The following is a 14,310-nucleotide window of genomic DNA, read 5'->3' as shown; positions in this document are numbered from 1 at the left end:
GAGCCCGTTGCTCGCGAGGCCGGCCGCCGGGCGCCCGCCTCAGCGCACCGCGACCACCGCCGAGCCATGGCCGAACAGGCCCTGGTTCGCGGTGATCCCGACCCGCGCCCCCGGCACCTGCCGGTCGCCCGCCGCCCCCCGCAGCTGCCAGGTCAGCTCGCAGACCTGGGCGATGGCCTGCGCCGGCACCGCCTCCCCGAAGGAGGCGAGCCCGCCGCTCGTGTTGACCGGTACGCGCCCGCCCAGCGCGGTCGCCCCCTCCCGCAGCAACTTCGCCCCCTCGCCCGCCCCGCACAGGCCGATGTCCTCGTACCACTCCAGCTCCAGGGCCGTGGACAGGTCGTACACCTCGGCGAGGGACAGGTCCTCAGGGCCGATCCCCGCCTCCTCGTACGCGGCGCGGGCGATCGACGCCCGGAAGGTGAGGGGCGCGGGGGAGACCGCCACCGCCGAGTCGGTCGCGATGTCGGGCAGGTCGAGGACGGTCTTCGGATAGGTCGGGGTGACCGTGGACACCGCTCGGATACGGACCGGGTCCGGGTGCCCGCGCCGCCGGGCGAACTCCATGCTCGACAGGACCAGCGCCGCGCCCCCGTCGGAGGTCGCGCAGATGTCGAGCAGTCGCAGCGGATCGGCGACCACGGCCGAGGCGGCCACGTCCGCCGCGGTCACCGGCGTGCGGTAGCGGGCGAGCGGATTGAGCGCCCCCGCCGCCGCGTTCTTCACCTTCACCTCGGCGAAGTCCTCGGGAGTGTCCCCGTACAGGGCCATCCTGCGCCGGGCGTAGAGCCCGAAGTAGGCGGGGTTGGTCGCCCCGAGCACCCGGAAGCGCAGCCAGTCCGGGTCGTCGGGGCGGTCGCCGCCCGCCGGGGCGAAGAAGCCCTTCGGCGCCGAGTCCGCGCCCACCACCAGGACCACGTCCGCGAGCCCGGCCAGGATCTGCGCCCGGGCGGTGCCGATCGCCTGTGCCCCGGAGGCGCAGGCCGCGTAGACGCTGGTCACCCGCGCGCCCTGCCAGCCGAGTGCCTGGGCGAAGGTGGCTCCCGCCACGTAACCGGGATAGCCGCAGCGCACGGTGTCGGCGCCGACGACCGACGTGACGTCCTGCCAGTCGAGGCCGGCGTCGGCGAGCGCGGCCCGCGCGGCCGCCGTCCCGTAGGTGACGAAGCCGCGGCCCCACTTGCCCCACGGGTGCATCCCGGCGCCGAGCACGGCGATGTCCTTCATGCCCGGGCCTCCCCGGAGTCGCCGAAGGTCCCGGAGTCCCGGGTGTCCACCGAGTCCCCGGCGTCCCGGGATTCCCTGGAGTCTCTCGCCACCGGCCGCCAGTGCCAGGTGGTCCAGACGTGCCCGTCGTCCTCGTTGAGCACGCCCGGCACGAGCTCGACCTCCGCGCCCACCGCCAGATCGGCCGTCCGTACGCCCGGCGCGGCCTGCCCGAGGACCACCATGGCCTCGGCCGCGAGCTCCACCGCGACGAGGGTGTACGGCTCCCAGGGCGCGTCCGGGTCCGAGACGTAGGGCGCCGGGGGGCGGTAGCGGCCGTCGGTGTACGACCAGATCCGGCCGCGCCGGGAGAGCGGGGTCTCGGTGAGCTCGCCCCCGCCGGGGCAGCACGGATTGCGGCACCAGTCGTCCTCGCGGGGGAAGAAGACCGACGCGCAGGCCGTGCAGCGCGTCCCCAGGAGCCGGAACTCCTCCGCGGGCGCCGTTCCGTCGGCGTCGTCGGTGAACCAGCCGGTCACCACCGGCCTGCGCGCCCGTGCCATCAGCAGCTCCTCACGACGTCATCTGACGATCCGTCAGAAGTGTGGCACGGGCGGATCGGGCCGGGGAAGGGGAGGACGTCAGTGCCCCGCCACCGACCTGCGGGCCACCGGGAAGTCGAAGAAGGTCGACGGGAACGGCTCCGGCTTGAAGGTGAAGTGCCACCACTCCTCGGGCAGGTTGACGAAGCCCTGCTCGGCCAGCGCGTTCCTCAGCAGCTCCCGGTTGGCCCGCTGGGGCCCCTGGATCCGGGGGTCGTCGGTGTGGGAGAGGGTGTCGAAGCAGTCGAAACCGGTGCCCATGTCCAGGGAGTTGTCCGGGAAGCGCTCGTCCTGCGGCCGGAAGCACTCCACCAGGGGCTCGCCCGGCACGTAGCGGCGGGTCGGCGCGGCCGGCAGCCGCACGACCGTCAGGTCCACCGTCGAACCCCGGCTGTGGCCCGACTTCTCCGCGATGTAACCGTCCGCGAACAGCCGCGACTTGTCGACCAGCGGATAGAACTCCCCCTTCATCCGTTCGTCGTCGAGGTCCTTCGCCCAGCGCACGAAGTGGTCCACCGCCCGCTGCGGCCGGTAGCAGTCGTACACCTTGAGCGTGTAACCCCGCGCCAGGAGCTTCACCTGGGCGCGGTGCAGCGCCTCGGCGGCCGGCCGGGTCAGGATGCACACCGGCTGGCGGTAGCCGTCGATCGGCTCGCCCACGAAGTTGTGCTCCGTCGTGTAGCGCATCTCCTGGACGATCGTCGGGTCCACCCGGTCGAGCGCCACGAACTCCCGCGGCGCCCTGGGCTCCGGCGCCGCGCCGGCCGAGGGCACGGCGGCGGTGGCGGCGAGCAGGCCGGCGAGGGCCAGCGCGCCGAGGGCGCGGAGAGCGGAGACACGTCCTGTCAGTCGCTTCAGTCCTGTCATGCGCACCGTCTATCAGGTACGGCAGCGGCGGGAAAGGCCGATCGCATACGGTCGGCCCGTGACCGACTACTCAGCGCACTCCCACTGCTCCTCCTGCGGCGCCCGCCACCCGGCCGCAACCGGTGCCGACTGGCCCCGCACCTGCCCCGCCTGCGGCACCACGGCCTACCGCAACCCGCTTCCGGTCGCCGTCGCCCTCCTGCCCGTCACCGGCGCCGACGGCACCGCACTCGTCGTCATCACCCGCACCATCCCGCCCCAGACCGGCCGGGTCGCCCTGCCCGGCGGCTTCATCGACTTCGGCGAGGACTGGCGGGAGGCCGTGGTGCGCGAACTGCGCGAGGAGACCGGGATCGAGGCCGGTGCCGCCGACGTCCGTCTCGCCGACGCCCTCAGCTCCCCGGCCGGCCACCTCCTCCTCTTCGGCCTCCTCCCGACCCGCCCGGCCGACGCACTCCCGCCGTCCACCCCGACCGACGAGACCAGCGGGCACCACCTGCTGCACGGCCCCGAGGAACTGGCCTTCCTGCTCCACACGGAGGCGGTGCGGCGCTTCTTCGCGGGGGCGTATGGGTGAGGGGGCGATGGGATCCAATATCCGGGATCCTGGATCCTGGATCCGACGTAGGGGATCCGACGACGTATTGGATCTGATGTATGGGATCCAATGTTCAGGATCCTGGATCCAATATTTCGGATCCAGGATCCCGTCACAGCCCCCGCACCCGCACCCGCAACCCCGCCTCCTCCGCCCCTTCGTCCGTCACCCGCTCCACCACGACCCGCCCGTCGACCCGCCGCGACTGGTAGCGCTCGATCTCCGCCGGCTCCCAGCCGTCGCCCGCGTCCCGGACGACCAGACCGCCGCCCGTACGCCCGGCCGGCGGCGCCCACACCTCCAGGACCAGCTCGTCGGCCTCGCCCCGCACCGGAATCACCGCGCCCGCCCGGGCGAGCACCGGAACGCGCGACAGCGGCGCGTCGAGCAGCACCTGACCGGGCCCCTCGTACGCCTGCCCCGTCGCCGTGTCGTACCAGCAGCCGCGCGGCAGCCGCACCGCCCGCCGGTCCGTGCCCTGGGACAGCACCGGCGCGACCAGCAGCGAGTCCCCGAGCAGGAAGGAGTCCTCGCAGTCCCGCAGCGCCCGGTCCTCCGGCGTCCCCCACCACACCGGCCGCACATAGGGCGCGCCCGTCATCCGCGCCAGCCGCGACAGGGTGACGAAGTACGGCCGCAGCCGCTCCCGTTCCGCCAGCGCGGCCCGCGCGTGCTCCAGGACCTCGGGCCCGAACTCCCAGGGCTCGCGCCGCCCCGCGTCGATCGCCGCGTGCGTGCGGAACAGCGGCAGCCAGGCCCCCAGCTGGTACCAGCGCAGGAACAGCTCCGGCGACGGGCTACCGTCGAATCCGCCCACGTCCGGCCCCGAATAGGGCACCCCGCACAGCCCCAGACCCAGCACGAGCGCCAGCGAGGCCCGCAGCCCCGGCCAGCCCGTCGCCACGTCGCCCGACCAGGTCCCGCCGTACCGCTGCATCCCCGCCCACCCCGAACGGGAGAACAGGAACGGCCGCTCCTCCGGCCGCAGTCGGCAGAGCCCCTCGTGCCCCGCCCGGGCCATGGCCAGCCCGTACACGTTGTGCGCCTCGCGGTGGTCCCCGCCGCGCCCCTCGAGATCGTGCCGGGCCGAGCGGGGCAGCGTACGGTCGCCGAAGGGCGCGAAGGCGACCGGCTCGTTCATGTCGTGCCAGACACCGGAGAAGCCCTGCTTCAGCCGCTCCTCGTAGAGTCCGCCCCACCACTTCCGAGCCTGCGGATCGGTGAAGTCGGGATAGGCGCACTCGCCGGGCCACACCACCCCGCGCACCTCCTCGCCCCGGTCGTCCCGCACGAACGCCCCTGCGGCCCGCCCCTCCTCGTAGACCGGGTTCCCCGGCTCCGCCTTCACCGCCGGGTCGACGATCGACACCAGCCGCACCCCGCGCTCGCGCAGCTCGGCCGCGAGCCCGGGCAGGCCGGGGAACCGCTCCCGGTCCACGGTGAACACCCGGTGCCCGTCGTAGTGGTCGATGTCCAGATGCAGTACGGACAGCGGCAGCCCCCGGTCCCGGTAGCCGTCCACCACCCGCCGCACCTCCCGTTCGCTGCCGAAGCCCCAGCGCGCGTGCTGCGGACCGAGCGCCCAGGACGGTGGCAGCGCCGGCGCGCCGGTCAGCGCCGCCCAGCCGTGCAGTACGCGCGCGGGGGTGCCGACGATCACCCAGCAGCGCAGGGGACCGCCCTCCATCCGGACCTCGCTCGTGCCGGGCCGGTCGTGCCCCGACCCGGCACCCTCCTCGCCCTCGGCGAGGATCACCCGCCCGTCCCAGGAGTTGTCGTGGAAGGCCAGGTGCGTCCCCGCGTCCGCCACCACCAGCTGCACCGGCATGGTGATGTAGAGCGGGTCGTCGCCGGGGGAGAAGGCCGCCGAGGGGTCGGTGTTCCACAGCCGGTACGAGCCGTCCCGCAGCCGCGGCCCGGAGGCCCGGCCGCCGAGCCCGAAGAACCGCGCGTCCGCCGGCACCTCGCTGCGCTGCACCCAGCGCCCCGCCCGGCCCGCCGCCGCGCCACCCGCCGCCGACCCGCCACCCGCCGCCTCGCCCCGGCCCTCTCCGTCGCGCACCGGCTCCCACCAGCGCGGCGGCAGGTCCCGGCGCAGCACCACCCCGCCCGGGGTGCGGACCTCCACCGCCCCGTGCCGGGAGACCGCGACCGTCACCCGCTCCGACACCACCCGCCAGCCGCCGTCCGTGTCCGGTTCCAGGACGGCGCGCGGATCGGGCTCGGGCGGATCGCCGGCCAGCGCGTAGGAGGGCAGCGGCCCGACGCCGTCCCATCCCCAGAAGACGGTGCCGTTCGCCGACACGGAGATCCGCAGCTCGGAGCGGGCGAAGCGGATGGTCCCGCCGCCGGGCGACGGCTCCGCCCCGCCCACCGCACCCGGCACCCGGGCCCGCTCCGCACCCCTCGGCGGCAGCGCCCGCGCATCGATGCGGTGCCGCCGCCACGCCGCCCGCACCGCCCGCAACCCCTGCACCGACCCCAGCACCCTCATCGAACGCACCAGCTCACGACCGTCCATGTGGATCACCCTGCCATCCGTGCAGGGGCGTGCGAGGTCCGTTCAACTGCCGTTCACCCGTGGTGGGAGCACATATTCAGCTCCCCGACCATGGGCGGGGAACCCTGGTGCGAAAGAGGATCACATGGCATCGTCCCTGTCAGCCGCGTCACGCGCACACCCCCGCACGTGCGCGAGACACACGCAGACCCCGCGTACAGCCAGGGAGCCGACCCATGACATCAGCGCAGACCGAGCCGCTTTGGCAGCCTGACGAGGACCGCATCGCCGCGGCCGCCGTCACCCGCTTCCAGGCCTGGGCGGCGGAGCGCCACGGAGCCCCCGCCGAGGGCGGCTACGAGGCCCTGCACCGCTGGTCCGTCGAGGAACTCGAAGCCTTCTGGGCGGCCGTCGCCGAGTGGTTCGACCTCCGCTTCTCCACCCCGTACGAGCGCGTCCTCGGGGACCGCTCCATGCCCGGCGCCGACTGGTTCCCGGGCGCCACCCTGAACTACGCCGAGCACGCGCTGCGCGCCGCCGAGGAGCGCCCCCACGCCACGGCCCTGCTCCATGTGGACGAGACACATGAGCCGACGCCGATCACCTGGGCCGAGCTGCGCCGTCAGGTCGGCTCGCTGGCCGCCGAACTCCGCCGCCTCGGCGTCCGGCCCGGCGACCGCGTCTCCGGCTACCTGCCCAACGTCCCCGAGGCCGTCGTCGCCCTCCTCGCCACCGCCGCCGTCGGCGGCGTCTGGACCTCCTGCGCGCCCGACTTCGGCGCCCGCAGCGTCCTCGACCGCTTCCAGCAGGTGGAGCCCGTCGTCCTGTTCACCGTCGACGGCTACCGCTACGGCGGCAAGGAGCACGACCGCCGCGACACCGTCGCCGAGCTGCGCGCCGAACTGCCCTCGCTGCGCGCCGTCGTCCACATCCCGCTGCTCGGCACGCCCGCGCCCGAAGGCGCCCTGACCTGGTCCGACCTCACCGCGGCCGACACCGAGCCGGTCTTCGAGCAGGTCCCGTTCTCCCACCCCCTGTGGGTGCTCTACTCCTCGGGCACCACCGGGCTGCCGAAGGCGATCGTGCAGTCCCAGGGCGGCATCCTCGTCGAGCACGTCAAGCAGCTGGGCCTGCACTGCGACCTCGGCCCCGACGACGTGTTCTTCTGGTACACCTCCACCGGCTGGATGATGTGGAACTTCCTCGTCTCCGGCCTGCTCACCGGCACCACCGTCGTCCTCTACGACGGCAGCCCCGGCTATCCCGACACCGCCGCCCAGTGGCGCGTCGCCGAGCGCACCGGCGCCACCCTGTACGGCACCTCCGCCGCGTACGTCATGGCCTGCGCCAAGGCGGACGTGCACCCCGGCCGGGACTTCGACCTGTCCCGGGTGAAGTGCGTGGCCACCACCGGCTCGCCGCTGCCTCCGGACGGCTTCCGCTGGCTTCACGACGAGGTCCGCGCCGATCTGTGGATCGCGTCCGTCAGCGGCGGCACCGACGTCTGCTCCTGCTTCGCCGGCGCCGTACCCACCCTTCCGGTCCACATCGGCGAGCTCCAGGCCGCGGGCCTCGGCACCGACCTGCAGTCCTGGGACCCCTCGGGCAAGCCGCTCGTCGGCGAGGTCGGCGAGCTCGTCGTCACCAACCCCATGCCGTCCATGCCGATCCACTTCTGGAACGACCCGGACGGCCGCCGCTACCGCGACAGCTACTTCGAGATGTTCCCCGGCGTGTGGCGCCACGGCGACTGGATCACGATCACCGACCACGGCTCGGTCGTCATCCACGGCCGCTCCGACTCCACCCTGAACCGCCAGGGCGTCCGTATGGGGAGCGCCGATATCTATGAGGCGGTGGAACGCCTCCCGGAGATCCGCGAGTCCCTCGTCATCGGCCTGGAGGAGCCGGACGGCGGGTACTGGATGCCCCTGTTCGTCCACCTCGCGGAGGGCGCCACCCTGGACGAGGAGCTCATCGGCCGCATCAAGGCGACGATCCGCGCCGAGCTCTCACCGCGGCATGTGCCCGACGAGATCATCGAGGTCCCCGGCGTCCCGCACACCCTGACGGGCAAGCGGATCGAGGTCCCGGTCAAGCGCCTCCTCCAGGGCACGCCGATGGCCAAGGCGGTCAACCCGGGCTCGGTCGACAACCTCGACCTGCTGCGCTTCTACGAGGAGCTGGCCCGCACCCGCCGATAGCCACGAGCCGACAGCCACGACGAGGGCCCCACGCACGCGCGCGGGGCCCTCGCGTCGTCCGCCTCACCCGCCGTAGGTGGCCTGGGCGTCGCCGAGGACCGCCGCGAAGTCCGCCGCGAGCCGCTCGGCGTCCGCGGGCAGGAGCGTCGCCGTCGTGATCCGTACGCCGGTGGGGGCGTCGATCCGGAACCGGGCCCCGGCCGCCACCCACCAGCCCTGGGTCCGCAGCCCGTTCACCACGGCCGACTCGTCGCGCACGGGCACCCACACGTTGAGCCCGGTCCCCTCCGCCGAGCGGATGCCGTACGTGGCGAGCGCGCCGCTCAGGGCCCGCCGCCGTTCCGCGTACACGGCCTCGCCCGCGGCCACGAGCCGGGCCACCCCGGGGTCGGAGAACAGTCCGACGACCGTCTCCTGAAGGACGTGGCTGACCCAGCCGGACGTCATCAGCATCCGCCCGTCGTGCCGGGCGATCGTCACCGGGTCACCGGCGACCGCGGCCCACCGCAGGTCGACGCCCAGGCGCTTGGATACGGTCCGCACCTGCGCCCACCGTTCCAGGCCGGCCGCGGCCAGGGTGGGCGCGACGGGGCCCTCGATCTCCACGGTGTAGTCGTCCTCGACCACCAGCACCTCCGGGAACTCCCGGAGCAGCGAGGCCAGTTCGTCGCGCCGGGCGGGGGAGAAGGCCGCCCCGGTGGGGTTCTGGGCGCGCGGGGTGCACACCAGCGCGCGCACCCCGGCCCGCAGCGCCGTCCGCAGGGCCTCGGGCACGATGCCCTCACGGTCCACGGTCACCGGCACCATCCGCAGGCCCAGGGCCGGCACCAGGTCGAGGAGATGGTGGAATCCCGGATCCTCCACGGCGACCGCGTCACCGGGCCGCAGTTCGACCGAGAGCAGCCGGGCGATGCAGTCGAGGGCCCCGTGCGCGAAGGTGACGCGCTCCGCCGGAACCCCGTCCCTGGCGAACCAGGCGCGGGTCAGTTCCTCCAGCGCCGTGAGCCGGGGCGCGGCACGGTGCGAGCCGAACGCGGGACGCACCTCGGCCGGCGGCCTGAGGACCGGCAGGAACGCGGGGTCGGGGTGACCGCTCGCGAGGTCCACCAGGCCCTCCGGCACGCGGGGCGGGCGCCGGGAGGCGACCGAGGGCGCCTCGGCCACGACCGTGCCGCCACGCCCGCGGGTCACCACCAGACCCCGCCGCCGGAGTTCCTTGTACGCGGTCGCGACCGTGCCGGGACTGACGCCCAGCTCGTCGGCGAGGCGCCGCACCGGAGGCAGCGGGTCGCCCGGCGAGAGGTCGCCGTCGGTCACGCCGTGTTCGACGGACGCGGCAATTCCCTTGGCCGTCGTCCCCTGGATCGAATATTGTGTTGCCACGTACAGAACTATGTATCAATACAAAACTCGCGTCAAGGGGGAACCGAGTGAGCCGCCCCGCCTCATGGCACCGCACCGCGCTGAACCGCATCCCCGGAGGCCGTGACGGCCGCCGCATGCTCCTCGTCAGCATCATCGACAAGACCGGCACCGGCCTCTGGGCCGGCTGCACCGCCCTCTACTTCACCTACGTCTCCGGCCTGAGCCTCGGTCAGGTCGGCCTCCTCATGACCGTCGCCGGCGGCGTCGGCATCGCCGGCGCCCCGCTGGCCGGCCGACTCGCCGACCGCTTCCCCCTCGTCCGCGTCATCGTCGCCGCCCAACTCCTGCGCGGCGCCGCCCTCCTCGCCCTCCTCACCACCGACCACTTCCTCCTCCTCACCCTCTACTCCGCCCTCGGCGCCCTCCCCGACCGCGCCGGCAGCGTCCTCATCAAGCTCTACGCCGCCCGCGTCGCCGGCCCCGACCGCGTCCGTTACCAGGCCATCCAGCGCACCACCGTCAACATCGGCTGGTCCATCGGCGGCCTCGGCGCCGCCGCCGCCCTCGCCACCGGCAGCACCCGCGCCTACGGACTCCTCCTCCTCGGCAACGTCCTCACCTACGCCGTCATCGCCCTCCTCACCCTGCGCTGCACCGAACCGCCGTCCCCGTCCCGCCTCGCCGCCGCCGACACCGACGCCCCCAGGGCCAAGCCCGCCAACCCCTGGCGCGACCGCACCTTCCTCGCCTACACCGCCACCGAGGCCGCCCTCTTCCTCGACGACACGATCCTCCAGGTCGCCGTCCCCCTCTGGATCGTCCACGCCACCGCCGCCCCCGTCGGCCTCGCCCCGCTGCTCCTCGTCCTCAACACCGTCCTGGTCGTCCTCTTCCAGGTCCCCCTCGCCCGCTTCGCCACCACCACCCACGCCGCCCGCCGCCTCCTCATCCCCCTCAGCGGCCTCTTCGTCGTCGGCACCCTCGCCCTCGCCGCCTCCGCCGCCGGCGGGCGCACCCTCGCCATCACCGCCCTCGCCGTCGCCGTCATCGCGCTCACCTTCGCCGAGATCATCCACGCCACCGCCTCGTGGGAACTCTCCGTCGCCCTCGCCCCCGCCGACGCCCAGGGCGCCTACCTCGGCGTCCACGGCACCGCCCACTCCACCCAGCGCTTCGCCGGACCCCTCCTCGTCACCGGCGTCATGACCGCCGGAGCCCTCGCCTGGCCCCTGCTCGGCCTCGCCCTCGTCGCCGCCGGAGCCGCCCAGTACCACCTGATCCGCGACCGCCTCCCGAAGCCGACCAAGCCGTCACTGTCAGTGCCGGAGGTTACGGTGAGTGAGCACTGATCGACAGCGCTCAGGGGGAGACATGACCCAGCACCACCACACCACCACCGCGCAGCGCCGCGCACTCCGCCGCGAAGTCGCCGGCACCCTCGCCCTCCTCGCCGACGAGGAGGACTTCACCGCCATGCGGCAGTACGAGACCTTCACCTTCGACGACCACACCCACTACCTCCACGAGGTCGAGCGCCTCCTCAAGACCCTCGCCGCCCAAGGCGGCCACACCACCGTCGCCCTCTTCGACCCCGAGGACTACGCCGACTACTGCGCCGACACCGGCCTCGACCCCGACCGCCCCACGAGCCGCAGCCGCTACACGGCCGAACGCGCCGCCACCGGCGCCCGCGTCACCTACACCGGCCAACCCCTCACCACACTCCTCCCCACCCTCGTCGACACCGCCGTCCGCCGCGCCACCTGGGAGTACGCCACGATGCTCCTCACCGACGCCGGCACCTGCGCCGACTGCGGCCAGGACATCGGCACCGCCGCCTTCGACCGCGCCTCCTCCCTCCTGCTCCGCCTCCTCGACGCGGCCGGCCCCGGCACCCACCACCTCGTCTGCAGCGTCCCCGCCGCCGACGAACAGCTCATCGCCACCCTCCACATCACCCGCCACACCACAGGACCCGCCCGCCTCGACAGCTCCGAAGGCGCCGAGTTCGTCACCGTCCTCGCCGCCGGCATCGCCCTCGGCACCCCCGGCGGCGTCGTCCTGCGCACCACCACGCCCGGCGCCCGAGACCGCCTCCACGGCTGGCGCCTCCACGACGGACGCCTCCACCCCCTCACCGAGGCCGAAGTCTTCGACGCCTACTGCACCGACGCCCGCACCGGCGAACCCATCGCCCCCGAACCCCACGTCGACTACCGCGCCGGCTTCCCCCTCCACCACGACGACGACCCCCACCCCCACTGACGCCGAAGGGGCTCCCCGCCACAAGGCGGGAAGCCCCTTCCACCATCACAGCCAGGGATCACTCCCCGGACAGCACCGCCTGCGCGGCCATCCGCGCATCGTGCGCCGTGTCCGCCGCACGCGCCGCCGCGGCCGCACGCTCACACTGCGCCAGCGTGTACTTCGCCAGCGTCGCCCGCACATACGGGATCGACGCCGCACCCATCGACAGGGAGGTCACCCCCAGACCCGTCAGCACACACGCCAGCAGCGGATCCGAGGCCGCCTCACCACAGACACCACAGCTCTTGCCCTCGGCCTTCGCCGCCTCCGCGGACAGCGCCACCAGGTCCAGCAGCGCCGGCTGCCACGGATCCTGCAGACGCGACACCGCACCCACCTGACGGTCGGCGGCGAACGTGTACTGCGCGAGGTCGTTCGTACCCAGCGACAGGAACTCGACCTCCTGCAGGATCGAACGCGCCCGCAGCGCGGCGGACGGAATCTCCACCATCGCCCCGAACTTCGCCCGCAGCCCCGCCTCACGGCACGCGTCGGCGAACGCCTTCGCATCCGTACGGTCGGCCACCATCGGCGCCATGACCTCCAGGTACACCGGCAGACCCTCGGCGGCCTTCGCCAGCGCCGTCAGCTGCGTCCGAAGCACCTCCGGGTGGTCGAGCAGCGTCCGCAGCCCCCGCACGCCCAGGGCAGGGTTCGGCTCGTCCAACGGCGTCAGGAAGTCCAGCGGCTTGTCCGCCCCGGCATCCAGCACGCGGACGACCACACGACCCTCGGGGAACGCCTCGAGCACCTTGCGGTACGCCTCGATCTGCTTCTCCTCCGACGGCGCCCGCTCGCTGTCGTCCAGGAACAGGAACTCCGTACGGAACAGACCCACGCCCTCGGCACCGGCCTCCACCGCCGCCGGAACGTCCGCGGGCCCGCCCACGTTCGCCAGCAGCGGCACCTTGTGCCCGTCCGACGTCGCCCCGGGACCACTGGACGCGGCGAGCGCGGCCTTGCGCTCCTCGGCGGCCTTCGTCAGCGTCGCCTTCTTCTCCTCGCTCGGCTCCACGAAGATCTCACCCGTGGAACCGTCCACCGCGATGACCGTGCCCTCGGCCAGCTCGCCCGCACCCGGCAGCGCGACCACGGCCGGCACACCCAGCGCACGCGCGAGGATCGCGCTGTGGCTCGTCGGCCCGCCCTCCTCGGTCACGAAACCGAGCACCAGCGTCGGGTCGAGCAGCGCCGTGTCCGCGGGCGCCAGGTCCCGCGCGATCAGCACATACGGCTCGTCACTGTCCGGCACACCCGGCATCGGCACACCCAACAGGCGCGCCACGATCCGGTTCCGCACGTCGTCCAGGTCGGCCACCCGGCCGGCCATGTACTCACCGGCACCCGCGAGCAGCTCCCGGTAGTGCGAGAACGCGTCGTAGATGCCCCGCTCCGCCGTGCTGCCGACGGCGATCCGACGGTCGACGTCGGCGATGAGCTCCGGGTCCTGGGCGATCATCGCCTGGGCCTCGAGCACCGCCTGCGCCTCGCCACCGGCCAGATTGCCCCGAGCGATCAGATCGGCCGCCACAGCCTCCACGGCCTGACGGGCGCGCCCCTGTTCGCGCTCCGCCTCATCGGCCGGAATCTGCTTGGCCGGCGGCTCCAGAACCGCCGTGCCCATGTGCCGGACCTCGCCGATCGCCACCCCGTGGCTGACACCGACGCCTCGCAGCGTTGTCTCCATCTCACCCGTCTCCGATAGAGCGGCGGCCGGGCCGCCGCGTTGAATGTCGTGGGCGCGCGCTCGTACGCGCGCGCGTGCGCGTCAAGGGACGAGCAGGCGGTCAGTTCCAGCCGAAGAGCTGGTCGCCGGCCTTCACGTCCTGGTCGTCGACGACATCGGAGAGCGAGTCCGCGGTGGCCTCAAGGGCCACGATCGGACAGATGGCGGACTTGCCGGCGGCCTCGACCTCGGCAGGGTTCCAGCGCACGACGGCCTGTCCGCGCGTCACGGTGTCCCCCTTGTTCACGAGGAGCTCGAAGCCCTCCCCGTTGAGCTGCACGGTGTCGATCCCGAGGTGGGTCAGCACGCCGTGGCCCTCGCCGTCGACGACGACGAACGCGTGCGGGTGGAGAGAGACGACGACGCCGTCGACGGGCGAGACGGCCTCGGAGGGCTCACGCACAGGGTCGATGGCGGTGCCGGGACCGACCATCGCGCCGGAGAAGACGGGGTCGGGTACTGCGGCGAGACCGATGGCGCGTCCAGCGAGTGGCGACGTCACGGTTGTCATGGGAAGCCTCCCAGGGGCGGAGATGGTGTGGCGCCGTCACTGCCTGTCCTGGACGGCGTACTGTTCAGAAGCCTATGTCATGGGAAGTCCCGGTTCCGCACGAGACGTACCAGTTGGGCGGAGCTAGGGACTACCGGAAACGATTTGCCTCTAGTGGCGGTGGGATGTACTGTCGTACTCCTGCCTGACCCCAACGCGACGTTGAGTCGTGGGTCGGCAGCACCTATCAAGCCAGATCCTAACCCCAGTGGTCTACACCTCTGCATGCCTGCGGAGGGGTGGTCAGGGGGAGTGAAAAAGCCTGGTAGTGTTTGACCCCGCCGAAGGGACCGAAACGACGAAAGTCGAATAGGACCCGGAAAGCACCGAGGAAATCGGATCGGAAAGATCTGATAGAGTCGGAAACGAAGGAAGCGCCCGGAGG

At 73.2% G+C, this 14,310-nt stretch carries 11 protein-coding genes; 4 read left to right on the top strand and 7 right to left on the bottom strand.

What is annotated here, in order from left to right:
* Positions 1–39: 39 nt before the first annotated feature.
* The 3 genes from ACFY7C_RS31265 to ACFY7C_RS31255 form a co-directional block, all read right to left on the bottom strand.
* On the bottom strand, positions 40–1,227 hold the full coding sequence (locus ACFY7C_RS31265; RefSeq protein ID WP_389657013.1) for a lipid-transfer protein: 1,188 nt from the start codon (positions 1,225–1,227) through the stop codon (positions 40–42).
* On the bottom strand, positions 1,224–1,769 hold the full coding sequence (locus ACFY7C_RS31260) for a Zn-ribbon domain-containing OB-fold protein (protein ID WP_389657010.1): 546 nt from the start codon (positions 1,767–1,769) through the stop codon (positions 1,224–1,226). The genes ACFY7C_RS31265 and ACFY7C_RS31260 overlap by 4 nt, the downstream gene beginning before the upstream one ends.
* Before the next feature lie 78 nt (positions 1,770–1,847).
* Positions 1,848–2,675, bottom strand: a complete 828-nt coding sequence (locus ACFY7C_RS31255) for a M15 family metallopeptidase (RefSeq protein WP_389657007.1) — start codon at positions 2,673–2,675, stop codon at positions 1,848–1,850.
* On the opposite strand from ACFY7C_RS31255, the gene ACFY7C_RS31250 reads away from it, so the two are divergent.
* Positions 2,674–3,252, top strand: a complete 579-nt coding sequence (locus ACFY7C_RS31250) for an NUDIX domain-containing protein (RefSeq protein WP_389657004.1) — start codon at positions 2,674–2,676, stop codon at positions 3,250–3,252. The genes ACFY7C_RS31255 and ACFY7C_RS31250 overlap by 2 nt on opposite strands.
* Before the next feature lie 133 nt (positions 3,253–3,385).
* Here the strand turns inward: ACFY7C_RS31250 and ACFY7C_RS31245 are convergent, their stop codons facing one another.
* A complete protein-coding gene (locus tag ACFY7C_RS31245; protein ID WP_389657001.1) occupies positions 3,386–5,794 on the bottom strand; it encodes a glycoside hydrolase family 31 protein in 2,409 nt (802 codons plus the stop codon).
* 215 nt (positions 5,795–6,009) lie between these two features.
* Here ACFY7C_RS31245 and ACFY7C_RS31240 point away from each other — a divergent pair, with 215 nt between their 5' ends.
* Positions 6,010–7,977 carry an acetoacetate--CoA ligase gene (locus ACFY7C_RS31240; protein ID WP_389656999.1) on the top strand — a complete coding sequence of 656 codons (1,968 nt, stop codon included), beginning with the start codon at positions 6,010–6,012 and terminating at the stop codon, positions 7,975–7,977.
* Between the two features lie 63 nt (positions 7,978–8,040).
* On the opposite strand, the gene ACFY7C_RS31235 is transcribed toward ACFY7C_RS31240, so the two are convergent.
* Positions 8,041–9,360 (bottom strand): aminotransferase class I/II-fold pyridoxal phosphate-dependent enzyme, encoded by a 1,320-nt coding sequence (locus tag ACFY7C_RS31235; protein WP_389656996.1) that lies wholly within the window; start codon positions 9,358–9,360, stop codon positions 8,041–8,043.
* Between the two features lie 47 nt (positions 9,361–9,407).
* On the opposite strand from ACFY7C_RS31235, the gene ACFY7C_RS31230 reads away from it, so the two are divergent.
* The gene (locus tag ACFY7C_RS31230; RefSeq protein WP_389656993.1) at positions 9,408–10,691 is read left to right on the top strand and encodes an MFS transporter; all 1,284 of its coding nucleotides are present in this window, start codon (positions 9,408–9,410) and stop codon (positions 10,689–10,691) included.
* A 22-nt stretch (positions 10,692–10,713) separates the two neighbouring features.
* Positions 10,714–11,607: a hypothetical protein gene (locus ACFY7C_RS31225; RefSeq protein WP_389656990.1), complete on the top strand. Its 894-nt coding sequence runs from the start codon at positions 10,714–10,716 to the stop codon at positions 11,605–11,607.
* Positions 11,608–11,665: 58 nt separating this feature from the next.
* Here the strand turns inward: ACFY7C_RS31225 and ptsP are convergent, their stop codons facing one another.
* Together ptsP and ACFY7C_RS31215 are read right to left on the bottom strand one after the other, a co-directional pair.
* Complete coding sequence (gene ptsP / locus ACFY7C_RS31220) at positions 11,666–13,336, bottom strand: phosphoenolpyruvate--protein phosphotransferase (RefSeq protein WP_389656987.1); 1,671 nt, start codon at positions 13,334–13,336, stop codon at positions 11,666–11,668.
* A 100-nt stretch (positions 13,337–13,436) separates the two neighbouring features.
* On the bottom strand, positions 13,437–13,886 hold the full coding sequence (locus ACFY7C_RS31215) for a PTS glucose transporter subunit IIA (RefSeq protein ID WP_389656984.1): 450 nt from the start codon (positions 13,884–13,886) through the stop codon (positions 13,437–13,439).
* Positions 13,887–14,310: the final 424 nt, after the last annotated feature.

The organism is Streptomyces sp. NPDC012769, from assembly GCF_042901205.1.
In the GTDB taxonomy this organism is placed as follows: domain Bacteria; phylum Actinomycetota; class Actinomycetes; order Streptomycetales; family Streptomycetaceae; genus Streptomyces.
Note: the sequence above shows the minus strand (reverse complement) of the source record. Positions and strands in the feature narration are given on the sequence as shown.